The following is a 23,153-nucleotide window of genomic DNA, read 5'->3' on the forward strand; positions in this document are numbered from 1 at the left end:
CTGGAAGCTCTGGCAGCTGCTGAAGGAGCTGAGCCGATGAGCCAGATCCTAAACGTGACCAAAAACGACGACGGCCAGTTCGAAATCACCGACCAACACGGGAAGGTGGTCGAGGGGCCGTTCGAGACGAATGCAGCCGCTTGGAAGGCGCTTGATCGGCTCGACCAGCAGAGCTCCATTCCTGATCGCCCGAAGAACAATAAGAAGGTTCTCTGGGGGCGCCCCGACTACAAGGCTGAAAAGAAGCTCCGAAAGGAGAAGCGCGCCGCGGCGAAAGCAGCCAAGCAGGAGCGCCAGATGAAGATCAACGCGGCTAAGGCGCCGGGATGGGTGCGAACGGTCGCCGCCAAGAAGTTCGACCCTGCTGGTGAGCGTGCCTATCGTGATTACAAGCTCGGCACGTTCGGCGCGGCGTCAGAGGTAAAGCATATCGATCCTGCCGTGTACTTGGCGGAGCAGGCGGCGAGGAATCGTTGAACGCACCCGTCAACATCCACAAGGTGGCCCGCGAATGCGGTGTGATCCTCCGCGACTGGCAGCATCACAGCCCTACGAGCCGCAAAGCTCGGGAATGCTATTGCAAGCCGACGGTCAGAGAGATCGGCCGGCGCTACGGTGAAGAGCATCTTCGCTTGGTTCTCATGCTCGTCACCGGCAACAACCGCAATGCCGGCGAACTTTTCGCCGATGTCCTGAAAGCGGTCTCGAGACTGTTGATCGCCAATCCAGAATTGGTCCGGCGTCCGTCCCTGGTCGCAGAGTTCGACGCAATCGACCTCGGCGCCATCCGGCGTAGTGCCAAGACCATGAAATACGGAATGGCGACGAGTGATGAGATCCTGGTCGCCCTGAGAATGCAATTCGGCCTTTGGCCATATCTAGGAGAAGCGGCATGACGATGGTTTTCGCGGAATGGACGTACGAACAAGTCAGGGCGCAGATCATTGAGGGCGCTTTGACGCTGAGAGCCTCGCCAGCGGCGTTAGGGCCACGGATGGGCCTCGGTGCCATGTCGGACATCATTCGAGAGATGATAGAGGGTTATGGCTACAACGAGACGCAGGTCAGGCGGGTACCTTCGGCCGGCGCGATCAGCCGCATGTATCAGACATGGGACTGGATCAATACCTACCTAGACGAGGCAGATCGCAAGCTCGTCTATGATTTCGCGTTCATCAAAACCCGGAAGGGCGTCTATTTCGATGCCTATCTGAAGAAAATCGACATGTCGCGAAGAACTTTTGAGCGTCGGATTGCCTCACATTGTCAATGTATTGCGGACAATCTCAACCAAAAGCATCGCGTCCGGTTGACAGTGACCTTTGACGACCTGACGCAAATTGCCGTAGAACCAACGTCAATAACGGTAGCTTCGAAGAATTGCGCGACGAACTGGCGCGATGTCGAGGTGGCCGGCCAGAAGGAGCAGATAAGGGCGGATGTCCTGGCCCACGCCAACTGGCGAAACGAACGCCGACGGCAGCTCCTGGAGCGTGCTGAGCGGTAATGCCGCAATCGACCCTTCCCATCGGGAATTCGAACACCGGGTAACCGGGCGCGGCAATTGCGGTACACTGTGGCTTCTGCAGATACGGTTAGTTATTCCCCGGTCTGTTTAGGCATCCCGGGGAATAATCATTTAGCCCTGATCAATGCTCCTTAAGGTTTCTTGCTTGAACGAGTGACCTTTGATTTCCCAAGTTCGATCTGACTGATTGAACCAAACACAATATAGATCGCCATCGCTTTTGACGGTGTCCACTGTCATACTTGGACCACCGGATTTCAGAGTAACGCGTTCGCCGATTTTGAATGCCATTCTACACTCCTCTAAAATTTGATTGCGCGACTATAGAAATTTTACTGCTTGAGGTAGCCAGCCGCCTCGCTGGCAATGCGACGTTCTTCTTGAGTGATTTTGTTAGCCAACGTTTGAAGATCTTCCTTCACCTCGATTTTGCTGTTGCCATCGTTCGATAGAGCCAGATTCAAAACGGTATTGGCGCTCAACCGACCTGGGCTGAAGTGTGTAACTAGATTCATATTGACAAAAATCGTTTCGCCACCCGGCCGCGTGAGTTCAAGCCACATATATAAACCCCCTATGGTTGTTTGAAGCTCACAACAACACACGCCGCGAAGGGAAACGCAAGCCCCGTAGACTTGGTTTTTCAACCTCTATTTGCTCACCTGATGCAAAGCCGGTTTTCGATCCTGATAGCTCGGATCTCAAGTCGCAAAGTTTGCGACTTGAGAAAGCCAACAAGCTTCGCGAACGCGAGGCACGGCGTCGGGCTAAGCTGCAGGTCGCAGCCTGAATACTCACAGTGTCAATACGTGTTCGAGCGGGCAACCATAGCCGCGCTCCTCGGAGAGCCGCGCTCGGCAAATTCGCCCCAATGCTCGATGCAATTACATCATCAGCATTGTCGCCACCGCTTCGATGGTCCCCGACGGGGACCAAGCAAATGGTGCACTGACTACGAGACCAACGAACCCAAGCGCAATGGCTGCAACTAGGCCATGCTTATGCCAACCATAGGTGGCGCCGAAGCCTACAGCGGCCGCGATGATGATAAATGCCCAAACACACCGAAAGATGATCCGGATCCACCGCATGGCAGTATCTGAGGTCATCGAGTTCTCCAGATGGTCACGTCACATGGGAGCGCACGCACTGGGTTGCATTGTCATAACCACCATCATCATGGACGAGCGGGAGCGATGATGAAAAGGGTAGCGAAGCAAACGACGTAGACCATCACCGATCTCAAAAGTAGCTTTCTGTCCGGTGCGAAATCCGGTCCGGTCAAAATCCGATTAAAGAGCACGCTTCGACGTCCCGCCCGCTCACCCAAACTCATAGCCGATTTTTCGGCCGATATACGGAATGCTCCAACGCGATAAAGCATTCTTGCTGCCGTGGTGAAGGCAATCACGAGTGATGCAATCATCATGGCCAAGCAGATCATCACGGGTGCGCTCGCTGCCCATTCGTAGGTCAAGGTCTCAGCTCCCCATCGGTTTAGCGCTTGGCATGAGAGTGTCTGAACTTCGAACGACAATCAACGCAATTCCAACTGGCCCATCAGAAGGCAGGAACATGACAGGCAGACCATCAGACTTCACTCAGGCGATGGCGGACACCATTTGCGAACAGCTTGCCGAAGGAAATAGCCTTCGCAAGATTTGCGCGCCCAAGGACATGCCGTCAAAGGCGGCGGTGTTTAGATGGTTGGCGGCACACGATACCTTTCGTGACCAATACGCGCGCGCTCGCGAAGCTCAAGCCGACGCCCTCTTTGATGAAATCCTCGACATCGCCAACACGCCGATCACGGGCAAGAAGACGAAAGTCGACAAGGATGGCAACGTCATAGAGGTGACGAAGGGTGACATGATCGAGCACCGTCGTCTGCAGATCGATGCCCGCAAGTGGATAGCTTCGAAGCTGCGGCCGAAGGTTTACGGCGACAAGTTGGATGTTGATGTAACCGGCGCGCTCGATTTCGTTGTCAGCGCGAAGCCGGTGACTGAAGAGCAATGGCTTAAAGAGCATGGTGGATCTGACACGTAGGGTTATCTGGGCTCCGCAGGAGGGGCCCCAGAAAGCTCTCGTGGATTGCCCGTTTCGCGAAATCTTCTTTGGAGGTGCGAGAGGCGGCGGCAAGACCGACGGCGTTCTCGGCAAATATGCCATCAAGGCGGCTATGTATGGCTCTGCCTTTAATGCGCTGTTTTGCCGGCGCGAGCTGCCGATGCTCGACGACGCGATTGAGCGCAGCAAGGAAATATACGGCAAGATCGGCGCCGGCTGGAACGATCAGAAAAAGACGTGGGTTTTTCCGGGCGGAGGTCGCCTTCGCTTCAGACCACTGGAGCGAGTGCAGGACGCTGACAAGTATCAGGGACAGAACGTCAGTGACGCGTGCGTAGAGGAGGCTGGCCTCTATCCAGATTCCAAGCCGATCGATCGCTTATTCGCCGTCCTGCGCTCTGCCAAAGGCGTGCCCACGCAACTGATCCTCACCGGCAACCCTGGCGGCGCTGGTCAGCACTGGCTCAAACTTCGGTATATCGACCCCAATCCAAGCGGCATGAAGCCTCTTGTGAGGGTTCTACCGAATGGCAAGCAGCATCGTTTCGTTTTTATCCCCAGCCGGATCGAAGACAACAAACTGCTGCTTCAGAATGACCCGGAGTATGTCAACAATCTCTACCTTGTCGGCTCTGACAAGCTTGTCCAGGCATGGCTGCGGGGCGATTGGAACGCAATTGAAGGCGCGTTCTTCGACTGCTGGGATACTGGCAAGCACGTGGTTAGACCATTCGCTGTACCGGAAGATTGGACACGGTTCCGATCTATGGACTGGGGCTCCGCCAAGCCGTTCTCTGTCGGATGGTGGGCAATCGCTTCCGATGACCTGCAAACCGAGAGCGGACTTATCCCGCGCGGCGCGCTTGTCAGATACCGCGAATGGTATGGCTGCAAAGCTGGCGAGGCGAACGTTGGCCTGAAACTGACAGCCGAGGAAGTCGGGAAAGGGATCTCCGAGCGCGATTATCGTGACAAGATCTCATTCGGTGTTCTCGATCCGGCAGCATTCTCGGAGGATGGCGGCCCGTCGATCGCCGAGCGCATGGCAAAGGCAACAGGCTACAAGGTCTTTTTTAGGCGCGCTGACAATGCCCGCGTCTCGCAGCGCGGCGCAATGGGTGGATGGGATCAGATGCGCGCCAGGCTGAAAGGTGACGGCGAGCGGCCGGGATTGTTCGTGTTCTCGACCTGCAAAGACTTCATTCGAACGGTGCCGCTCCTGCAGCACGATCAGGACAGGCCAGAGGACTTGGACACGGATGCTGAGGATCACGTTGCCGACGAGGCGCGCTACGGATGCATGTCTCGTCCATACCTCCGACCAGTGGCAGAGGCGCGGGAAGAGCCACGTGATCTGCACACCATGAATTTCAATGACCTTGTGGCTTCGACGCCATCATTTAGCGAGCGAATCTAATGGCGAATGACGAAACCAGATCAGAGGATGCCAATAGCCCGGATCTGGTGAAGCTCGGGGCCTATTGGAAAGGTGAACTCGAAACGTCTGCCCGGTACTTTCAGAACTGGCGCACGCGGTGCGAGAGGATCGAGAAGATCTATCTGCAGCAGGACTCGGCGCAGCAGACGACAGCCAAGCGCAATTTTGCGATGCTGTGGGCAAACATTTCGGTGTTGCAGCCGGCCGTTTATGCCGGATCGCCTAAGCCGGCCGTCGATCGCCGCTTCAAGGATTCCGATCCGGTAGCGCGCACAGCGTCCGAAATGCTTGAGCGCAACCTGTCGTTCCTGATGGATGCGGGCGATATCGATGGAACGATGGAGGAAGTTCGAGACGACTTCCTGCTCTGCGCCCGTGGTACGGCATGGTTGCGTTACGAGGCCGATATCGAACCGCAAGAGATCGGTGATGATTTCTCCGAGGGTGCTCAAGGCTTCCAGAGCGGCGGGATGGGTGACAATGGCGGTCCACCCCTTGAGCAGATCGCCGACGAGCGTGTCTGCATCGACTATGTGCACTGGTCCGACTTCCTGCATGGACCGGCGCGCAAGTGGAAGGATGTTCCGTGGGTAGCCCGTCGTACCGCCAATGAGGAAGCCGATCTCGTCAAGCAGTTCGGCCAGGACGCCGTCAATCGCCTGAAAATCGCTAATGAGACGGCGAGCAAGGGACGGAATGACAAAGAGCGCGCCGAGAACGAAGGCAAGATCTACGTCTGGGAAATCTGGTGCAAGACGGAAAACTATGTCGTCTGGGTTGGTGACGGCACTGCGATAGCTCTGGATTGCACAGAGCCGCCGCTCGATCTGGAAGGGTTCTGGCCATGCCCCGCGCCCGCCTATGGCACGCGTAGCACGAGCAGCACCATCCCGGTTCCCGACTATGTCTATTATCAGGGCCAGTGCGAAGAGATCGACATCCTGACCCGGCGCATCAACAAGCTGATGGATCAGCTGCGCCTCAAGGTTTTCTATCCTGCCGGCGACGGTTCGGTCTCTCCCGCCATCGAGAAGGCGATGAAGCCGGACAATGACACTATCATGGTGCCGATCCCGGAATGGGCTGCCTTCACAGATAAGGGCGGCTCGAACGCCATCGTAACACTGCCGATCGACCAGGTGCAGAAGGTCATCACCGCCTGCATCGAGAACCGTAAGCAGCTCGTTGCCGACGTGTATCAGATCACCGGTATCAGCGACATTGTGCGCGGCGATACCGAGGCGTCAGAAACGGCGACGGCTCAGCGGATCAAAAGCCAGTGGGGTTCGATCCGAATTCGCGACCGTCAAAAGGAGCTTGCCCGGTTCGCTCGGGATGTCGTCCGGATTGCTGCCGAGATCATCTGCAACCAGTTCCAGCCCGAAACGCTGATGATGATGAGCGGTATTCAGTTGCCAACGATGCAGCAGAAGCAGCAGGCGCAAATGCAGATCCAGCAAGCGCAGGCATCCTATCAGCAGATCGCCGCTCGCGCGCAGCAGATGGGCCAGCAGCCGCCACCGCCGCCGCAGTCGCCTCCTGGCTTTGACGAGATGATGCAGCAGCCGACGATTGATGAGGTCGTCCAGCTCCTGCGGGACGATAATATGCGCGGCTTCCGTATCGACATCGAGACCGACTCGACGATCGAGCCGGATGAAGACGCCGAAAAGAAAAGTCGCATGGAGTTCGCAGAAGTGATCGGTGGCTTTATTCAGCAGGCGGGTCCGGTGCTGGCACAGATGCCCACCCTGATCCCGGTTTTCGGCGAAACCCTTTTGTTCGTATCGCGCGCGTTCCGCACCGGGCGTCAGCTTGAAAACTCGCTTGAGCAGGCAATCAATCAGGTCACGCAGCAGGCCATGGCGCCCAAACCGCCGCCACAACCATCGCCGGATGAGCAAATCAAACTTCAGACGACGCAGGTGAAGGCCCAGGCAGAGCAGGAGAAAGCTCGCATGGGAGTGCAGACCGCGCAGCTTGAGCAGCGTTCCGATATCGAGCAGATCCGGGCACAAGGCGCCCTCGATGCCATGCATCATACTCATGAGACCGAAAGGATGGAGATGCAGCATCGTCACGAGATGAGGCATGCCGCGATGCAACCCAGAGGGACGGTTCAATGAAACAGCGTTATTGCCGCGTTTGCGGTGGCTGGCATGAACTTGATGCATGGCCCCACAACTGCATGCCGGAACAGACCGCAGCCCGCTCGTCGCTGCCGGCGCCGCACTTCGTCACTGACACGATCGAGATCCGGTCGATGCATGACGGCAAGATGTATACCTCGAAGTCCAAGCTTCGAAGCGAGTACCGCGCCCATGGCGTGGAAGAAATCGGCAATGAAAAGCCGCAACCGATCGTCAAGCCGAAAGCGGACAGCAAAGGCATCCGCAAGGCCTTGAAAGACGCCTACCAGCAGCATTCCGTCTGAACGGGCATCAATCCCCGAAATAGGATCAAACCATGTCTGACTTTTTGAACGATGCCGGAAACGGCCTCGAAAGCACCGTCGTATCTACCGAACAGCAACCCGCCGAAAAGCCGGTTAGCATCCGGGATAGCCTGAAAGCGGCGCTGGATGGCAACGAGCCGGACACTTCTGCGCCCTCTCTCGATCGTCGACGTGATGAAGCCGGTCGTTTCGCGAAGGACAATTCCGGTGTCCAGCAGCCGACGCCAGCCGCTACGGCAACCCCGGCGCAGGCTGCCGCAACGCCAGCGGCGCAGTCAGGTTCAGAGGCGCAGCAGCCGGCCGCTGCTTCGGCGGCGCGCGTGCCTCCTGGCTGGTCTGCCGAGGCCAAGGCGCAATTCGGTACATTGTCGCCAGAGGTTCAGGCCGCCATTTCCAAGCGGGAAGAAGAGATCGACAACGGCTTCAAGGTTCTGCAGGATTACAAGGGCCTCGAAGAATTCACGCCCCTGATCAAACAGGGCAACACCACCCACGCCGATGTGATGCGCAAGGCGCTCGACTACGAGAAAGCCCTGCAGCGCGATCCGGTCGGGACGGTTTTGCATGTCGCCCGCATTGGCGGCATCAATATCAACGCTTTGGCGCAGGCGATCGTGTCCGGCAACATTCCGACGCAGCCGGCGCCACAGCAGCAACAGGTCCGTCAGCAACCGCAGCCTCAGATCAATGTTGAGCAGACGGTTGAACACGTCCTGAAGAAGCGAGACGTTGATACTCAGGTCAACGCCTTCCTCGCAGACCCGGCAAACGTGCATGCGGAAGCCGTCTTGGATGACATGGTTGCCCTCATCAGCGCAGGGCGAGCCGCAAATCTGAAAGACGCTTACGACGCCGCTTGCTGGATGCGTCCTGACATTCGCCAGCAGCTCATCAACCAAGCTGCGCCGGCCAATCCCGCAATCAATCAGCAAACCCAGAGAGCAGCAGCGGCAGATCAAGCCCGCAAGGCTTCTCGCTCCCTCGCAGGTTCGTCCGCTCCCGGTCCAACGAAGGATCAGACCCCGGGCAAGCCACAATCCGTCAGAGACTCGCTGCGCAGCGCTATGGCCTCGTCAGCTGGTCAAGTTTGATCATAGGTGATTATCTATGCCGTCTCCCAATCTCTCTGAAATCGTGACGACGACGCTGCGCAACCGCAGCGGAACCGTCGCGGACGACGTGACCAAGAACAACGGTCTCCTGTCGCGTCTCGACAGCCGCGGTCGCAAGAAGCCAGTCTCTGGCGGTCGCACCATCGTTCAGGAACTCCAGTATCAGGAAAACAGCACCTTCAAGCGCTATTCCGGATACGACCTCCTGAATGTGCAGCCCTCCGATGTCATGACCGCCGCAGAATACGACTACAAGCAGGCAGCTGTGGCGGTCTCGATCTCCGGTCTTGAGCAGTTGCAGAACTCCGGCGAAGATGCCGTTCTGGACCTGCTGGAAGGCCGTATCGAGAACGCCGAAACCACGCTGAAGAACAACATCGCTCTGGATTGCTACTCTGACGGTACCGCCGACGGCGGCCGACAGATCGGTGGCCTGGCGCTGTTGATCTCGACTTCTCCGGCTTCTGGCACCGTTGGCGGCATCTCCCGCTCGACGTGGGGCTTCTGGCGTAATCAGAAGTTCTCCGCTTCCGCAGACGGCGGCGCGGCTGCCTCCAACAGCAACATCCAGTCCTATATGAACCGGCTCTATATGAGCTGCGTTCGCGGACCGGACGCGCCTGACCTGATCGTCGCTGACAACAACTACTTCCGCCTCTACTGGGAGTCGTTGCAGGCAATCCAGCGCATTACCAGCTCCGACAAGGGCATGGCCGGCTTCCAGTCCCTGCAATACATGGGCTCCGACGTGATCTTCGACGGTGGTTTCGGCGGTGGCGCACCGGCGAACCAGATGTTCTTCCTGAACTCGAAATACCTGTTCTATCGCCCGCACCGTGACCGCGATTTCGCGCCGATCGGTGACGAGCGCATGAACACGAACCAGGACGCCACCATCAAGCTGATGGGCTGGGCCGGCAACCTCACGATGAACAACGCCTTCCTTCAGGGCGTCCTCTTCGCCTAAGCCGAGAAAGGATCTCGTCAATGACTATCGCAACGTCTCAGACCGAACGGATGGGTGCAAACCCGTTCGTGGTCGAAGGCCCGATCGTTCCCGGCAGTGGCGTGCTTGGACCGCAGTTTTCGCTCGGTACCCTTTGCTGGGGGCCGCGTGAGGCCGAATGGGTCTATACCAAACTCACGTTGGGTTCCACGACCACGCTGCAGCCCGGTATGTGGTTCCAGTGGGATTTCAACTACAATGCCACGCTGCTGACGACCGCAAACGCCGTCATCGGTCAGGCGGCTGGCGTCTTCTCCGGCGCAAACCAGCCTCCGACGCTCTCGGGTGGGCCGGTCGGCCCGGTAACGCTCGCCGCCGGCACCTATTACATCTGGCTGCAGCGTTCCGGCCAGGCGCCAAGCCTTGTCAACACCGTGACGGCAAACCTCGTGATTGCCGAAACGACCACCACGGCAGGCCAGGCGAATGCTCCGGCATCCGCTACCGTGGGTACGAAGCAGATCACGCCTGTTTCGTTCGCAGCGGCGAACGCCACTTTCACGGCCACGACTGTCAATGGTTCGGCCGTACTGACCGGCCTCAGCGGCGTATCCGTCGACGGTGGTCCGTTCATCGGCGCTGCTGTCTCCGGTACCGGCATTCCCGGTTCCACGACGATCTCCGGTATCACCTACACGCCAGCCGGCAGCATTCAGAGCATCACGCTCAGCAATGCCGCCACGGCGAGCGGTACCGGCGTCACCATCACGGCCACCGGCACGCTCGAAGCGCGTTTGATGTGGCCGTACATCGCCAAGACCAACTAAGGAGCCACGCAGATGGGCATTTTTGCTGATCTGCAGGCGAAAATCTCTGCCGGTCGCGAGGCTGGCAGGGATATCCCGCCTGTCATTGAAGAGCTTCTGCTGCTGATCGCCGACGTGATCGAACCGCAGCAGACGCATGAACCGCAGCCGCCGGTCAGCAACGATCATGTTGCGGAGGGTGCGACCCAGTTCACTCCAGCGGAAATCGCAGCCTCGGCTGAACAGCCTGCCGCCGCTGTGTCGCAGATATCTCCTGCGACCGCTGCCGAACCGGCCAATCAGGAGCCGGCGCAGCCCGCATCTCCGCAGTAATCCCGGGCGCTTCGGCGCTCGTTCCTCCCTCCCGCCATCAACCGCGAGCAACACCATGTCAAGCAATGACACGGGCATTTACGCCCAGTTTTACTTTGAGCCCGTCGAGCAAGCCTTCGAGACTGAAAAGCAGGGGCGCCCGATCTTCAAGGACACCGAATTCGTCCGCATCTTCATTGCCGGCGATCAGCGCACCGAGGTGACGCGTCCCGCCACCGAGATGGACAAAGTGCGCTTTGCCGACATCTATCGGCGCTTCAAGGACGGTGCTGCCGATCACGAGCAGTCGAACGGAACCCCGCTTTCCCAGTGGACGATGATGAAGCCCAGCCAGATCAAGGAGCTGCAGGCGATCAACATCTACACCGTCGAGCACCTGGCAGCTCTCAGCGATACCGGCAAGCAGCAGCTTGGCATGGGCGCCCATGAGCTTGTTGCCGCTGCAAGCGCCTATCTCGCCAATGCGCGAGACTCCAACGCCGCCGCCGCCTTCGCCGCCGAAAACGAGCGCCTGAAGACCGAAGTCGCGCGCCTGGAAGAGCAGATGAAGCTCATGGCGAAGCAGATGGAGGCCATGGAAGCCGATCACGGCGCCGGCCGCCGCAACGGTCGGGCGGCCTAAGAACGGAGATCCGCGCGATGTCGCTGTTGACCATCATTCAGAACGTATGCGCGGAAATCAGCATCGACCAGCCCGCAGCCGTGATGAGTTCGGCCGATCCGAAGATCATCCAGTTGCGGGTTCTATCATACCGTGCAGGGTACGCCTTGGCGCGTGACCATGATTGGTCATTCCTGGTAACGCCGACGAGCTTTGCCGCTACCGGCGTCATTCCAGAACCTGCCCAACCCCCGCCAGACTTCGAGCGGTTCGAAGACAATGCGAAGATCTGGAACAATTCGCGCCTCCTGTCCCTCAACGGCCCCGTAGATGGGCAGACGTGGCAGCGACTGCAGATATACAATTCGAACCCGGTGCCGCAGGTCTGGCGCATGCTGGGCGGCAAGCTGGCCATCTATCCGAATGTCGCGGGAGAGACGATCAGCTACGAATATATTTCGAGCAGTTGGGTGAATGTGAACGGGGCCGGGACTGCATTCGCTGGCAATTGGGCGAACGACAACGACACGTCTCGCATCTCGGAAGCACTCCTCGAGCTTTCACTGATCTGGCGCTGGAAACGCGCGAAAGGCCTCGATTACAGCGAGGAGATGGAGAATTTCGAGCGCGCGAAGGAATCGGAAATCGGATCTGACCGCGCTGCCGCCGCTGCTTCGCTCTCGATGCCCAATCGCGGCGATTATCCAGACAATATGTGGTCTGGCTACGTGGGTGGCGGCATTCCAGACAACGCGCTTGCCGGAGACGCTGATAACGGCGTGGTCATTCTGACGGGAGATGTGTCGTGACGCAGGTCAACAACATCAACACCCTGACGGTCGATACGCTCGTTTCTGTCGTCGGCGTGAACGCCTTCGGCAAGGCGCATATCATGCCGACACAGGCCTTCATAAACAGCATCAATCAAGCCGCTTTCAACATTTTCATGACGAATTGGCTTCAAAGCCTCCCCACGTCACTGCCGAGTTCTCCAGGTGTTGCCTGGAACAACGGCGGCGCCATTTGCCTTAGTTAGAGGTCTCCGATGAAGAAGATTTTCAGTGCCATAGCCGCATTGGCGATCGTGGCGATGCCGGCGCTCGCCCAACAATATCCTTCCCCGACATTCAACAACGTGACGATACAAGGGACTGGTACCGCCGTCACGCGCTCGCAGGGCGACAATTCGACGAAGCTTGCGACCACCTCCTATGTCGATAGCGGTCTTGCGACGAAACCGACGCTCATTGGCGGCGTTATCCCGATCTCGCAAGGCGGCACAAATGCCGGGACGGCTTCCGGCGCGCGCGGACAACTCGGTGCGGCCTCCTCTGGCGCGAACGGCGATATCACATCCATATCCGGACTGACGACTGCGCTTTCCGTGGGGCAGGGTGGGACAGGCTCTCCGACAGCGGCAGGCGCGAGAACAAACCTTGGCCTCGGATCTGCCGCCGTTCAGAATATTGGTACGAGCGGGGCGAACGTCCCGTTGTTGAATGGCACTAATACTTGGATTGGCGTTCAGATAGTACCGGGGATCAATGTCTACGGTGCAGCGAGTTCAGGTTCTCAAACCCAATATTTCAGTGCTGGCGGAAATTCCCGGTGGGCCTTTGGTATTGATAATTCCACGGAAAGCGGCGGCAATACTGGTGGCAACTGGTTTGTGAATTCGTATTCAGATGCCGGTTCTTATTTGACCACTCCGATATCTATCCAGCGTTCGAATGGTATTGTTACCATCAATAACGGCCTTGCTGTCGGTAACGCGGGTATAACCGTCAATGCCGGCGCGTTGACAGTAAACAATGGCATCAATCTAAATTACAATGGGGTTTCTGGACAGCTTCGCGCCAATAATATTCAGACCGCCGGTGTTATTCGTTGGCAATATGGAGGCTCTGGCACGTCGGAGACTGGCGGGAACACTGGCACCGATTTTTTCATCAACAGTTTCAATGATGCAGGCACTTATATCGGTACCCCGTTCCAAATTACGCGATCTTCTGGAAATACCCAGCTTACCAGTCTTAGCGTCCTCAATGGAGCCAATCTAAACACGCTCTCGCTAACGACAGCGCTTCCGGTTACTTCAGGTGGCACCGGCTCCGGTACCGCTGCTACGGCCTTCGCCAACCTAGGCGGTACGGCAGTCGGCAAGGCTGCATCCACCATGTCGGGGACGTGGACGCCGTCACTGACCTTTGGTGGTGGAAGTACTGGCCTGACGACCTCGGTTCGATCAGGGACATACACACGCCTTGGCAATCTCGTCTTCTACTCAGCCACCATCACGTTGACGGCGGTGGGCTCATCGACTGGTGCGGCGGTTCTGTCAGGGCTGCCGTTCACGAACGGGCCGGCCTATAGCCTTTCGACCGTCTACGCCGCCAATTTCAATGGAGGTTCGACGCCGGCGCAGGGGATCATCTCGAATGCTTCGAGCGCAATCAACCTCTATTCCGCCGCAGGCACGAATGGCAGCGTCCAGTTGACCAATGCGAACTTCACAAACACGTCCAGTTTTGTCGTTCAAGGCGTCCTAGATCTCAACACCCTGAATTAGCGAGGAAATAATGGTTCAGCATCTTTCGGATGTCGCGGCATATTGCCAACAGCTCGCTTCCTCAACTCATGACTCTGTCATGGGCGCCACGCGCGAGTTCATCGCCCGGTATACGGTGCACCCGGCCAACCCGGCGACCGACCCATATTATGCCAACATTACGTCGGCAAAGGCATGGGATACGATCATGACAGATCTGTGGAAGTGCATCCCCGCCGTTTCGGACCCGACCCAGCGCTATCCGTCGGTGCTATGCTACGACGCTACTGATCTCATGATCATGATCCTGGCAGCCCTTGGTGTCCGCTGTCGATCGGTTCGGTGCGTAGCAGTCAATCCCGTGTCGGCCTATAGCACGTATCCGGCCTATCTGGATCACACTTTTGCCGAGGCATGGGCAGGGACGAAGTGGAGCGCGCAAGATGCGTTCTTCAATGTCGAGTACGTGCTCGACCAGTATACCTTCGCCTCAGCTGACGATCTGTGTGGAATTTCCGATCTCAATCTCATTACGCCGCGGAACAAGGCTGCAAGCGGTTGGACGAATACTGCGGTCTCCGTCTTGAAGGACGAGGATTTCTATGCGGCGATTGAGCATCGAGACATGGGAGGTGGACCGCTTAACCCGGTTGTCAATGGGCAGGCTACTTCCTATGCCGGCGCGACAAGTATGGTCGTGATCAACGAGAGCCGAGGAAACTTCGATAGCTTGTTCTGTGTCGCCTCATCGAGCGCTCCCACAAGCTTGCGTCAGCTCATCACCTCGTCCACCCGTTATGGCGCCCCCACAGTGGCAAGCCTGAACGCTGCAGCTTAGTCCTATCCCTATCGGAGCTACAATGGTTCGCAAGCCCGCGCGTGTCACGGCAGTAAATCGACGCGTCTCCGATACCGCGGATTGGGTTGCCCCGACCGGTGGATGGCGAACCGATGTCGAGATGGCTGACATGCCGAAGGACGCGGCGTTTCAGCTCGACAACTTCTTTCCGGAAGCCAATCGCGTCCGCGCTAGGTACGGCTCGAACCCCTTCGCAACCGGCCTTGGGTCTGACGTTCAGACGGTCATTCCCTACTCTGGCCTGTCCAACAAGCTCTTTGCGGCGGCCGGCGGCAACATCTATGACGTGACAGCTGGCGGTGTCGTCGGCGCTCCGGTCGTTACCGGCATGTCCGGGGCGCACTGGTCGGCGCAGCAGTATACCAACGTCGGAGGTCAGTTCCTGCGTCTGGTGAATGGCATCGACATACCGCTGCTCTACAACGGGTCGTCATGGACGAACAATTACCTCGTCGGAACTGCAACGCTGGCAACGCAGACCGTCTCGGTGAAGGCTGGCACCTACACGCTTAGCTTCTTCGGTACAGGATCTGTCGCCCTTTCTGGTGCGGGCACGGGCACGCTGGCCGGCACTGGCGTCAGTAACCGCGTTTCCCTGACCTTCACCGCTGGTGCCGGCACGTTAACTGTAACGGTCACCGGCTCAGTGACGAATGCGCAGCTGGAAGTCGGATCCGCGCCGACGCCATACATCTCATCGACGATGATTACCGGCATTCCTGACCCGTCGGTGCTTATTGCGGTGGCTGCCTACAGGTCTCGCCTTTGGTTTATCGAGCGCAACTCGACCAACGTCTGGTATCTCGGGACGGACGCGGTAAGCGGCGCGGCTACGCAGTTGCCAATCGGAGGCAACATGAAATACGGCGGCACGCTCGTCGCGATCGGCGTCTGGACTATCCCGATCGCCAACGGCCTTGTTCAATGCCTTGTTTTGATGTCGTCGGAAGGCGAGATCATCGTCTTTCAGGGCTCAGACCCATCAAATTCGAGCAATTGGAGCCTTCTGGGCACGTTCAAGCTCGGTCGCCCACTCGGTACGGATCGCTGCCTACTGAACGTCGGTGCAGACCTGGCAATCATGACCACGGACGGTATCGTCCCGATCACCAAAGCCGTACAGCTTGATCGAGGCGCAACGGATCTCGGGGCGATCACGTCAAAAATCGGTCCCACCTGGCGCGAGACGGTTGCGGCGATCGGCACCACATCAGCCCAGTGGCAGCTTGCGGCTTTCCCCAAGCGGCAGATGGCTATCGTCAACCTTCCGTCGACCTTCGGCCCGTACCAGTATGTGATGAACACCGAAACGGGCGCGTGGTGCCGCTTTGTCGGGCTTGTATCCTCATGCTGGGCCACATGGCAGGACCGGCTCTTCTTCGGTTCGTCCGATGGGAACGTCTATGAGGCGGAAGTGGGTGCCAACGACAACGGGCAACCGATCGATGCGCTCCTCGTCGGTGCGTGGCGTCGATACGGCGATGGCTTCTCGTCGAAGTTCACAAAACTGATCGCCGTTGATGCGCAAATCGGCTCGGCCACGAAAATGTATGCCGGCGTCTCCACCGATTATCAGGCGTCAGTACCGTCAGCCCTCCTGTCTTCGACGAGCAATGTACCCGCTGCGATGTGGGGATCCGCGATCTGGGGAGTGTCCAAGTTCCCGGGAACGTCGTTCGTGCGAACCGACGCCAGTTCCGGTGCCGTCGGGATTGCGTTGGCGCCCACGATCCGCGCGCTGATCTCTGGAACTTCGGGTTCCGTTTCCGAAGGCGCGGTGGTTGGCGGCTCGATCCTGTACGAAAAAGGCCAACCCATTTGATCGTGACGGAACCGGCCGATGCGATTGCCGCATGGGTGGGGGCAAAGATCGGCGTTGCATTTTCGCCGCCCTTCACGGCGATCGGAGAAATCCGGAACGGCAAGATCATCGGCGCATACGTCTTTAATGTGTGGACTGCTCATGACGTCGAGGTGTCGCTCGCTGCCGATCGCCTGACGACCGCCCTCATGCGGCGCGCCTTTGCATATGTGGTGAACGAACTGGGGTGCCGGCGTGCGACGTTTCGGACGCGAGCAGACAATCTTCCGGCGCAACGCTGCCTTGAACGCCTTGGTGGGAAGCTCGAAGGCCGCCAGCGTGGATATTTCGGCGACTGCGATGCCCTTCTCTATGGCATATTGAAAGAGGAATTTCCGTATGGTCTCGACGCCTAAGGCTCCGACGCCGCCAGATCCGACGCAGACCGCAGCGGCGCAGACGGCGACCAACGTCGATACCGCCATTGCGAATGCCGGTCTGGGTCACACCAACCAGATTACGCCAGATGGCTCGCTGACCTATAATGTCACCGGCCATACGACGATGACCGATCAGAACGGCAAAACCTACCAGTTGCCGACCTATACGGCCACGCAGGCTTACTCGCCAGAAAATCAAGCGATCTATGACCAGACGCAGGCGACGAAGCTGGGCCTTTCCAAACTGGCCAACAATGAAACCCAGAAAATCAGCGGCCTGCTTGGCACGGATCTCGATCTAAGCTCCGGCAACATCGACAAGTATACCAACGACCACTACCTGACCGGCTTCAACAATCAGTGGGACCGCAGCCAGGCTAGCCTAGATCAGAGCTTGGCCGATAAAGGCATCCAGATCGGATCGGCCGCCTACAACAATGCCCAGCGCGATTTCTCGACGAACAAGCAGGCGGCCAATGATCAGTTTCTCGGGGATATGTATTCGAACGCGCAAAACGCGATCATCACCCAGCGAAACCAGCCGATCAACGAAATTTCGGCCCTCATGTCCGGGTCACAGATCAACCAGCCGAACTATGTCAATACGCCGTCAACGCAGTTGCCGACTGTCGACCAAGCCGGCCTGATCAACCAGAATTATCAGGATCAGCTCGGGATCTATAACCAGCAGCTCGCGAAATCTAACGCTGCTATGGGCGGCCTCTTTGGTCTTGGTTCTTCGCTGCTCGGTGGTTGGGCAATGTCAGACCGGCGCCTGAAGCACGATATCGTCAATATCGGACGCACGCGCTCCGGCGTCCCGATCTATGAATATTCTTATGTCTGGTCTCCAGAGCGACAGGTCGGCGTCATGGCCGACGAAGTATCTCACATTCCAGGCGCCGTTGCTGTCGGGCCTGGCGGTTTCGACATGGTCGACTATTCGAGGGTGGCATAATGTCTTTCAATTTCGATCCCAGCATGGGGCAGTCGGAAAGCAGCTCTTCGGTCGACCTTAAGCGCCGGTTGGCTGCGGCTATGTTGCAGCAGGGGATGCAGTCCTCGCCAATCCAGTCGCCATGGCAGGGTGTCGCTCGTCTTTCTGAGGCTTTGATGGGTGGCCTCGCTGTCCGCCGTCAGGCGCAGCAGGAGCAGGCAGCCAACAGCCAGATCATGTCAGCGCTCACCGGACAGCCATACACCCCTCCGGCGCAATCTGGCGGCTTTCTGTCGAACCTGTTTGGCGGTAATGACGTTCCGGCGTCGAGCGCTCAAAGTCAGGTGGCTTCGACATCGCCAAGCTCGACGACAGCCGCCGCCCCCGGCAATTCCCCCGCGCCCGATCTGTCGCATAACGACATTTATAACGGCTTCATGGACACCGTGAAGGGCGGCGTGACGAACCCGTATGGGCTCGCCGCCATTGCGGCCACCGGCAACGCTGAAAGCAGCTTTTCGCCGAAGCTGGCAAGCAGCGAATGGAATGACGGCAAGAACAATGCTGGCGGCATCATGTCGTGGAACGGTCCGCGACTAGCCGCGCTGAAAGCAGCCAACGGTGGTGGCTATGGCACGCCGCAGCAACAGGGCGCTTTTTTCCTTCAGGAAAATCCGGATCTGATCACTGCCCTGAACAAGGCCGGAAGCGTGGAAGAAGCCCAGCACCTGATGAACAACGCATGGGCTTTCAAGGGTTACAACATTCCCGGCAATGCCAACGCCGCCAGCCGTCTCGCGAATGCCCAGTCGATGCTGCCGCAATTTCAGCAATCCGCTGCAGCCGGTACCCCAACGCAGGTAGCAAGTCTCGATCCGTCCTCTGGCATATCGTCCGCAATGCCTTCGGCCGCCAGCCAGCCAATCGTGCCCCCTCCGTCTCCTACCGCGCAGCCGGGCGACATGTCGACGGTTTCGCCAGCGCAGATGCAGGCGATGCTTGGACCACAGGCGACTCCTGGATATCAGGATCCGACTGTCACAACGGCATATCGGGAAAATGCTCCCGCTTCGCCAGCTGCTGCCGCTATCAACGCGCAAGCGCCCGCGATGCCACCAGCGCAAAATATACCGGTTGATCCTACACAGACGGCTTCTCTTGGGCCAACCAGTGCGCCGATGCCTTCGGCTGCACCGCAGACCGCGGGAGCTTCGACTGCTTCAATGCCGCTGCCTTCTCAGGCCGCTACTGGTCCAACCGCTGCTGGTGATCAGACATCTCCTCGGGAACGCCTTGCGCAGGCTGTTTTGTCTCAGCCGCCGGCTGCGTCAGGTGGGTTCAATGGCGGCGCAAGCACAGTCGCGAACAATCCGCGCGCACAGGCGCTCGCTGCGGCAATGATGAATCCATATGCTACACCCCAGGCAAGATCCTTGGCTGCTGCGGCGCTCCAAACCCAGTTGCAGCCGCATACCCAGATCGTCACGAACCCGAATACCGGCACGACTTACCTCGTCGACACGTGGACGGGCCAAAAGCAATTGATCGATCAGGGGCAGACAGCTGACAGCGAGATCGAAAAGGATGCGAACGGCAATCCGATCGGCATCTTCAACAAGCGCACAGGTGAATATCATAAAATGGGCGATCCGACGGCTCAGCTCGATATCGTGAATCGTCCGGATGGCTCGATTATCGCGGTCAACAAGATCACGGGGCAGCAGGTGGCAGCTCCGGCCGGAGCCATGAAGACGGATAGCATCGTCGAGGGTCCTATCGATCCACAGACCGGTTACCCTACGAAATTGCTTTGGAACCCGGTCGATGGCGTCAAGGGAACCGTTATGCCAGACGGCACAATCCGCCCGGGTGGGGTAGGGGCGCCTGCGCCTCAACAGCCGAATGCTGGCCTCACGCCTCCTCCCGGCGTCGATCCCAAGAAATTCCGCGAGACGGCGGCCACGCGCGCCGCAGAAGCGGCGATGCCCTCTGCAAAGGATGAGAACGACTTCGCATCGAGCATGATGGCGCGGCCTTCCTACAAGGAGTTCTCTGCCGCAGTGCCGACGTGGAATTCCTTCACCCAGCATATTCAGGACAACAGCCCTGCCGCGGATAAGGCGATCGTCGACGACTTCGCGAAGATCCTCAACCCGGGGCGCGCCGTCACGACCGGTTCCTTCCAGCTCAATATGGATGCGCAGTCGGTGCCGGACTATCTACAGGGTCAAATTATGAAGGCCTTCACGGGGCAAGGTGAGCTTGGTCCCGATGCTCGCGCCCAAATGGCCCGGATCGCACAGCTCAAGGTTCAGGAATATCAGAGGGCGTGGAACCTCGATGCGGCACAGGGCACCAAGATTGCAACGTCGCACGGCTTGAACGTCGGGAATGTCATACCGGATGTACCGTCGATTTCCGACATCGACTTCTCGAAGATCAACGGGACCAACACGAACAGAAGCGGTAGCGGCCCAGCCAGTGCGGCTCCGACGCCGCAGCAAGCCGCTACGCCATCGGCCGCCCCCACTGGAGCTCCGACGGCCACAGGCGCAAACGGCGAAAAGTACCAGCTAAGCGGTGACGGAAAGTCGTGGATCTTGATCGGCGGTCCCACGGCGAACCCGAACTCGAATATCAATCGCGTACCGACAGGAAATTGAGCAATGGCTACCCTTCCGCCGCTTCCTCCTGGCGCGACCCTTGACACCGCCGCGGCCACGCCGGAGCCAACGCAGTATGTTCCGATCAATTCGAGCGCTTCGTTACCGGCTTTGCCGCCAGGTGCTACGCTTGATCAGCCGCCACAAGGAACCGGCAATACCGACACGTCCATGGCTCGGCTCATCACTGGACAGCCGGCCGGCGATCAGGGCGATTTGACGACGAATAACGCCGTGCGCTCGGTTGCCACTGGCGTCCCTATCGTCGGTGGTTTGCTGAACAGGATGGACGCGGCATTCAACGCCACCTTGGCTCCCGCTGTCGATCCGCTGCTGCCGGACAGTTTTCAGAAGCTTCCTGAGGACAGCTGGAGCGACCGCTATCAGCACGCACTCAACATCCAGAACGGCCAGGACCAGGCCTTTCATCAGGAGCATCCCTACGTTGATACCGGCTTGAACGTAGTCGGCGGGGTGGCGGGTACTGTGCCGGCGATGATGGCTGCCCCGAGTCTCTTCGGGATCGGATCCGGTCCAGTTCTCGGCCGAATGGCTGTATCGGGGGGGACGGGTGCCGCGATCAGCGGGACGGACGCGGCGATACGCTCTGACGGAGACATGAAGCAGACAGCAGAGGGTGCAGGTCTTGGCCTTGCGCTTGGAGCTGCTGGCCCCCCGATCGGCAAAGCCATCGGTGCAGGCATTCGCTATCTGACGATACCTACGGATGCGCTCTCAGATCTGGGCGCACCTGCACGGAACTACATTGCACAGGAGTTATCGGACCCGACAAAATTGGGAGCCTTGCAGTCGGATCTAACGCGCCTTGGGCCGGAAGCCACCTTGGCTGACGTCTCCCCTGAATGGATGGGGGTCGCGCGCGGTGCAGCCTCCCGACCTGGCACGCGTGATGCCATCGTCCAGCCGCTTCTAGATCGGCAGGCCGGGGCAAATGCGCGCCTGGCGTCGGATCTCGACGCATCACTGGGACCTGCCGTTGTCCCATCACAGGTTGATCAGGCGCTTCAGGCGAGCCAACAGCAGATTACGCCGCTTTATCGGAGTGCGTTTGCCAACGCGCTACCTTACGATACCCAGCCGATTGCCGATGCCATTGCACAAGATGCAAACCAGCTTCGAGGGCCGGCGCAGGCGGCTATGGCAAGAGTGCGAGGAATGCTCAATGTAAGCGGCACCGATCAGCTTTCGAGCGATCCTCGCGTGATGTTCGAAACTCGCCAAGCGATCGATGGCATGTTGACCGGCGAAACCGACCCCAAAGTCATCCGCGCCTTGTCTGAAGCTCGTCAGATGGTCGATGATGGTCTAACACAAGCAGTTCCCGGCATCAAAGACGCGGACGCCGCTTATTCGGAGCTTGCGCGTCAGCGCGAGGCTTTGGCGCAGGGGCGCCCAATCCTGAACAATCAGGCGACCGCCCTACGGCCCCAAGAAGTTCAGAATATGCTTCAACAGGGCGCTTTGCCCCAAGGGGAGCAGATAGGGCCATCTGGCGTTCCGACGCGCATGCAACAGGGGGTGCGTGCCGAGATCGACCGCGCCGCCGGCACGAACGCCGTCGATACGACGGCGATCCGCAACATCGTCCGCGGCGACGGCGACTGGAATCGTGCTAAACTTGGGATGCTATTCGGTCAGGATAATGCCGATCAGGCCCTCAATGCCATTGACCGAGAAACTACCTTTGGTCAGACGGCAAATCGCGTTACCGCAGGCTCCGACACTGCCATGGGGAAGCGGTTCGGTGATTTTCTGGACAATATCAGTACCCCGACTGAGATCCCGGGCGACCTGACCGCTATGGGCGTCACGATGAGAAGTGCCAAGAAAGTAGCTGATGCCCTGCTCGAGCAGCGTAGCGAAGGACAGGCTGCGCAATTCGCAAATGATCTTGGCCGCGTCTCGATCGCTACTGGAACACCCAGAGATCAGTTGGTGCAGGCCCTGATTGCTCGCGCTCAACAACCGGGTTCAACCGCTAATCCCGGAACGCAAGCATTGATCAATGCTGTTTTACAAAGTGCTGGGAAACAGGCGCTACGATAGGTTTCTGAAATCCCTAGAGATTAAGGCGAAGCAACCAATCGCGAGCAGAAAACCGGAGCCAAATCCGAAAATGTAGTCAAGGCCCATCCTTTTAAGGAAAAGCCAAAGGCCGCTCATGATCACTCCGTAGAGGATGAAGCAAATGGCTATGAGCAAATTCTTTCGATCTTGGATCATTGCTCGAAAATATCCTGTCTCTCGCCGCCCCGCAATGGGCCCATCAATAGGTCGTGCAGGTTACATTGTTTCCGAAGCGATTGCAGTTCGTAGTGCGCATCGCAGGTGCCGAATTCTGGTTTATGACCACCGGAGGCGGTGTGTATTGAGATCCACGAAATGCGAAAGTCGGCATGCGCCCGTCAGATTTTCCGCACTGATAGCTCATTCGATACCAAGTCACGGGGCCTGGCAGGATATCGGCAACGAGCCCTCCTGCGTTCGAAGAACTGTCCATAACCTGATATGTACCGCGGCAAATCTTGGCTGCCGCTTTTAAACATCCATTTGGTGACCCGTTGCACTTTGCTTGATGAACGACTTGGCCTCCGG

The 23,153-nt window shown here is 58.4% G+C and carries 25 protein-coding genes; 21 read left to right on the forward strand and 4 right to left on the reverse strand.

The window, feature by feature from the left end; genetic code table 11:
- The first annotated feature begins 36 nt into the window (after nucleotides 1–36).
- From ACIQJ2_RS08675 to ACIQJ2_RS08685, 3 genes are read left to right on the forward strand one after another with little or no spacing between them, the layout of a single operon-like run.
- Nucleotides 37–477: a hypothetical protein gene (locus ACIQJ2_RS08675; protein WP_400677273.1), complete on the forward strand. Its 441-nt coding sequence runs from the start codon at nucleotides 37–39 to the stop codon at nucleotides 475–477.
- Entirely contained in the window at nucleotides 474–896 is a 423-nt protein-coding gene (locus ACIQJ2_RS08680; protein WP_400677276.1) for a hypothetical protein, read from the forward strand. The genes ACIQJ2_RS08675 and ACIQJ2_RS08680 overlap by 4 nt, the downstream gene beginning before the upstream one ends.
- Nucleotides 893–1,507, forward strand: a complete 615-nt coding sequence (locus ACIQJ2_RS08685; RefSeq protein ID WP_400677279.1) for a DUF6362 family protein — start codon at nucleotides 893–895, stop codon at nucleotides 1,505–1,507. Before ACIQJ2_RS08680 ends, ACIQJ2_RS08685 begins: the two co-directional genes overlap by 4 nt.
- Before the next feature lie 132 nt (nucleotides 1,508–1,639).
- Here the strand turns inward: ACIQJ2_RS08685 and ACIQJ2_RS08690 are convergent, their stop codons facing one another.
- The 4 genes from ACIQJ2_RS08690 to ACIQJ2_RS08705 form a co-directional block, all read right to left on the reverse strand.
- On the reverse strand, nucleotides 1,640–1,819 hold the full coding sequence (locus ACIQJ2_RS08690; RefSeq protein WP_400677281.1) for a YodC family protein: 180 nt from the start codon (nucleotides 1,817–1,819) through the stop codon (nucleotides 1,640–1,642).
- 41 nt (nucleotides 1,820–1,860) lie between these two features.
- Complete coding sequence (locus ACIQJ2_RS08695) at nucleotides 1,861–2,091, reverse strand: hypothetical protein (RefSeq protein WP_400677284.1); 231 nt, start codon at nucleotides 2,089–2,091, stop codon at nucleotides 1,861–1,863.
- Between the two features lie 321 nt (nucleotides 2,092–2,412).
- Nucleotides 2,413–2,637, reverse strand: a complete 225-nt coding sequence (locus ACIQJ2_RS08700; RefSeq protein WP_400677285.1) for a hypothetical protein — start codon at nucleotides 2,635–2,637, stop codon at nucleotides 2,413–2,415.
- 68 nt (nucleotides 2,638–2,705) lie between these two features.
- Nucleotides 2,706–3,005 carry a hypothetical protein gene (locus ACIQJ2_RS08705; protein ID WP_400677288.1) on the reverse strand — a complete coding sequence of 100 codons (300 nt, stop codon included), beginning with the start codon at nucleotides 3,003–3,005 and terminating at the stop codon, nucleotides 2,706–2,708.
- 98 nt (nucleotides 3,006–3,103) lie between these two features.
- Here ACIQJ2_RS08705 and ACIQJ2_RS08710 point away from each other — a divergent pair, with 98 nt between their 5' ends.
- The 18 genes from ACIQJ2_RS08710 (at nucleotide 3,104) to ACIQJ2_RS08795 (ending at nucleotide 22,604) form a co-directional block, all read left to right on the forward strand.
- Nucleotides 3,104–3,577 carry a terminase small subunit protein gene (locus tag ACIQJ2_RS08710; RefSeq protein WP_400677290.1) on the forward strand — a complete coding sequence of 158 codons (474 nt, stop codon included), beginning with the start codon at nucleotides 3,104–3,106 and terminating at the stop codon, nucleotides 3,575–3,577.
- Nucleotides 3,558–5,015, forward strand: coding sequence for a terminase (locus tag ACIQJ2_RS08715; protein WP_400677293.1), 1,458 nt, complete (start codon nucleotides 3,558–3,560; stop codon nucleotides 5,013–5,015). Before ACIQJ2_RS08710 ends, ACIQJ2_RS08715 begins: the two co-directional genes overlap by 20 nt.
- Nucleotides 5,015–7,162 carry a hypothetical protein gene (locus ACIQJ2_RS08720; RefSeq protein ID WP_400677296.1) on the forward strand — a complete coding sequence of 716 codons (2,148 nt, stop codon included), beginning with the start codon at nucleotides 5,015–5,017 and terminating at the stop codon, nucleotides 7,160–7,162. The genes ACIQJ2_RS08715 and ACIQJ2_RS08720 overlap by 1 nt, the downstream gene beginning before the upstream one ends.
- Nucleotides 7,159–7,470: a hypothetical protein gene (locus ACIQJ2_RS08725; RefSeq protein WP_400677299.1), complete on the forward strand. Its 312-nt coding sequence runs from the start codon at nucleotides 7,159–7,161 to the stop codon at nucleotides 7,468–7,470. The genes ACIQJ2_RS08720 and ACIQJ2_RS08725 overlap by 4 nt, the downstream gene beginning before the upstream one ends.
- Before the next feature lie 32 nt (nucleotides 7,471–7,502).
- The gene (locus tag ACIQJ2_RS08730) at nucleotides 7,503–8,582 is read left to right on the forward strand and encodes a hypothetical protein (RefSeq protein ID WP_400677302.1); all 1,080 of its coding nucleotides are present in this window, start codon (nucleotides 7,503–7,505) and stop codon (nucleotides 8,580–8,582) included.
- Between the two features lie 16 nt (nucleotides 8,583–8,598).
- A complete protein-coding gene (locus ACIQJ2_RS08735; protein ID WP_400677304.1) occupies nucleotides 8,599–9,570 on the forward strand; it encodes a phage major capsid protein in 972 nt (323 codons plus the stop codon).
- A 20-nt stretch (nucleotides 9,571–9,590) separates the two neighbouring features.
- Nucleotides 9,591–10,376 carry a hypothetical protein gene (locus tag ACIQJ2_RS08740; protein ID WP_400677307.1) on the forward strand — a complete coding sequence of 262 codons (786 nt, stop codon included), beginning with the start codon at nucleotides 9,591–9,593 and terminating at the stop codon, nucleotides 10,374–10,376.
- A 12-nt stretch (nucleotides 10,377–10,388) separates the two neighbouring features.
- Nucleotides 10,389–10,688 (forward strand): hypothetical protein, encoded by a 300-nt coding sequence (locus ACIQJ2_RS08745; protein ID WP_400677310.1) that lies wholly within the window; start codon nucleotides 10,389–10,391, stop codon nucleotides 10,686–10,688.
- Between the two features lie 55 nt (nucleotides 10,689–10,743).
- Nucleotides 10,744–11,310, forward strand: coding sequence for a hypothetical protein (locus tag ACIQJ2_RS08750; RefSeq protein ID WP_400677312.1), 567 nt, complete (start codon nucleotides 10,744–10,746; stop codon nucleotides 11,308–11,310).
- Between the two features lie 17 nt (nucleotides 11,311–11,327).
- Nucleotides 11,328–12,098, forward strand: a complete 771-nt coding sequence (locus ACIQJ2_RS08755) for a hypothetical protein (RefSeq protein ID WP_400677315.1) — start codon at nucleotides 11,328–11,330, stop codon at nucleotides 12,096–12,098.
- Nucleotides 12,095–12,325: a hypothetical protein gene (locus tag ACIQJ2_RS08760; RefSeq protein WP_400677317.1), complete on the forward strand. Its 231-nt coding sequence runs from the start codon at nucleotides 12,095–12,097 to the stop codon at nucleotides 12,323–12,325. Before ACIQJ2_RS08755 ends, ACIQJ2_RS08760 begins: the two co-directional genes overlap by 4 nt.
- A 9-nt stretch (nucleotides 12,326–12,334) precedes the next feature.
- Nucleotides 12,335–13,858 (forward strand): beta strand repeat-containing protein, encoded by a 1,524-nt coding sequence (locus ACIQJ2_RS08765; RefSeq protein ID WP_400746508.1) that lies wholly within the window; start codon nucleotides 12,335–12,337, stop codon nucleotides 13,856–13,858.
- A 10-nt stretch (nucleotides 13,859–13,868) separates the two neighbouring features.
- Nucleotides 13,869–14,675, forward strand: coding sequence for a hypothetical protein (locus ACIQJ2_RS08770; protein ID WP_400669629.1), 807 nt, complete (start codon nucleotides 13,869–13,871; stop codon nucleotides 14,673–14,675).
- 22 nt (nucleotides 14,676–14,697) lie between these two features.
- Nucleotides 14,698–16,518, forward strand: coding sequence for a hypothetical protein (locus ACIQJ2_RS08775; RefSeq protein WP_400669631.1), 1,821 nt, complete (start codon nucleotides 14,698–14,700; stop codon nucleotides 16,516–16,518).
- Complete coding sequence (locus tag ACIQJ2_RS08780; RefSeq protein WP_400669634.1) at nucleotides 16,515–16,913, forward strand: GNAT family N-acetyltransferase; 399 nt, start codon at nucleotides 16,515–16,517, stop codon at nucleotides 16,911–16,913. The genes ACIQJ2_RS08775 and ACIQJ2_RS08780 overlap by 4 nt, the downstream gene beginning before the upstream one ends.
- Nucleotides 16,897–17,895, forward strand: coding sequence for a tail fiber domain-containing protein (locus tag ACIQJ2_RS08785; RefSeq protein ID WP_400669637.1), 999 nt, complete (start codon nucleotides 16,897–16,899; stop codon nucleotides 17,893–17,895). Before ACIQJ2_RS08780 ends, ACIQJ2_RS08785 begins: the two co-directional genes overlap by 17 nt.
- Entirely contained in the window at nucleotides 17,895–20,537 is a 2,643-nt protein-coding gene (locus ACIQJ2_RS08790; protein ID WP_400669639.1) for a hypothetical protein, read from the forward strand. The genes ACIQJ2_RS08785 and ACIQJ2_RS08790 overlap by 1 nt, the downstream gene beginning before the upstream one ends.
- A gap of 171 nt (nucleotides 20,538–20,708) precedes the next feature.
- Nucleotides 20,709–22,604: a hypothetical protein gene (locus ACIQJ2_RS08795; protein WP_400669642.1), complete on the forward strand. Its 1,896-nt coding sequence runs from the start codon at nucleotides 20,709–20,711 to the stop codon at nucleotides 22,602–22,604.
- The last annotated feature ends 549 nt before the right edge of the window (nucleotides 22,605–23,153 follow it).

Source organism: Rhizobium sp. NPDC092011 (assembly GCF_044756305.1).
GTDB lineage: Bacteria > Pseudomonadota > Alphaproteobacteria > Rhizobiales > Rhizobiaceae > Rhizobium.

Bases quoted from the DNA above. Each gene is read 5' to 3' on its own strand.
- ACIQJ2_RS08740 (WP_400677307.1), top strand. From the start codon at position 9,591: ATGACTATCGCAACGTCTCAGACCGAACGGATGGGTGCAAACCCGTTC.
- ACIQJ2_RS08710 (WP_400677290.1), top strand. From the start codon at position 3,104: ATGACAGGCAGACCATCAGACTTCACTCAGGCGATGGCGGACACCATT.
- ACIQJ2_RS08675 (WP_400677273.1), top strand. From the start codon at position 37: ATGAGCCAGATCCTAAACGTGACCAAAAACGACGACGGCCAGTTCGAA.
- ACIQJ2_RS08690 (WP_400677281.1), bottom strand. From the start codon at position 1,819: ATGGCATTCAAAATCGGCGAACGCGTTACTCTGAAATCCGGTGGTCCA.
- ACIQJ2_RS08790 (WP_400669639.1), top strand. From the start codon at position 17,895: ATGTCTTTCAATTTCGATCCCAGCATGGGGCAGTCGGAAAGCAGCTCT.
- ACIQJ2_RS08785 (WP_400669637.1), top strand. From the start codon at position 16,897: ATGGTCTCGACGCCTAAGGCTCCGACGCCGCCAGATCCGACGCAGACC.
- ACIQJ2_RS08730 (WP_400677302.1), top strand. From the start codon at position 7,503: ATGTCTGACTTTTTGAACGATGCCGGAAACGGCCTCGAAAGCACCGTC.
- ACIQJ2_RS08715 (WP_400677293.1), top strand. From the start codon at position 3,558: ATGGTGGATCTGACACGTAGGGTTATCTGGGCTCCGCAGGAGGGGCCC.
- ACIQJ2_RS08775 (WP_400669631.1), top strand. From the start codon at position 14,698: ATGGTTCGCAAGCCCGCGCGTGTCACGGCAGTAAATCGACGCGTCTCC.
- ACIQJ2_RS08755 (WP_400677315.1), top strand. From the start codon at position 11,328: ATGTCGCTGTTGACCATCATTCAGAACGTATGCGCGGAAATCAGCATC.
- ACIQJ2_RS08695 (WP_400677284.1), bottom strand. From the start codon at position 2,091: ATGTGGCTTGAACTCACGCGGCCGGGTGGCGAAACGATTTTTGTCAAT.
- ACIQJ2_RS08700 (WP_400677285.1), bottom strand. From the start codon at position 2,637: ATGACCTCAGATACTGCCATGCGGTGGATCCGGATCATCTTTCGGTGT.
- ACIQJ2_RS08745 (WP_400677310.1), top strand. From the start codon at position 10,389: ATGGGCATTTTTGCTGATCTGCAGGCGAAAATCTCTGCCGGTCGCGAG.
- ACIQJ2_RS08725 (WP_400677299.1), top strand. From the start codon at position 7,159: ATGAAACAGCGTTATTGCCGCGTTTGCGGTGGCTGGCATGAACTTGAT.
- ACIQJ2_RS08795 (WP_400669642.1), top strand. From the start codon at position 20,709: ATGGCTCGGCTCATCACTGGACAGCCGGCCGGCGATCAGGGCGATTTG.
- ACIQJ2_RS08765 (WP_400746508.1), top strand. From the start codon at position 12,335: ATGAAGAAGATTTTCAGTGCCATAGCCGCATTGGCGATCGTGGCGATG.
- ACIQJ2_RS08750 (WP_400677312.1), top strand. From the start codon at position 10,744: ATGTCAAGCAATGACACGGGCATTTACGCCCAGTTTTACTTTGAGCCC.
- ACIQJ2_RS08720 (WP_400677296.1), top strand. From the start codon at position 5,015: ATGGCGAATGACGAAACCAGATCAGAGGATGCCAATAGCCCGGATCTG.
- ACIQJ2_RS08685 (WP_400677279.1), top strand. From the start codon at position 893: ATGACGATGGTTTTCGCGGAATGGACGTACGAACAAGTCAGGGCGCAG.
- ACIQJ2_RS08735 (WP_400677304.1), top strand. From the start codon at position 8,599: ATGCCGTCTCCCAATCTCTCTGAAATCGTGACGACGACGCTGCGCAAC.
- ACIQJ2_RS08770 (WP_400669629.1), top strand. From the start codon at position 13,869: ATGGTTCAGCATCTTTCGGATGTCGCGGCATATTGCCAACAGCTCGCT.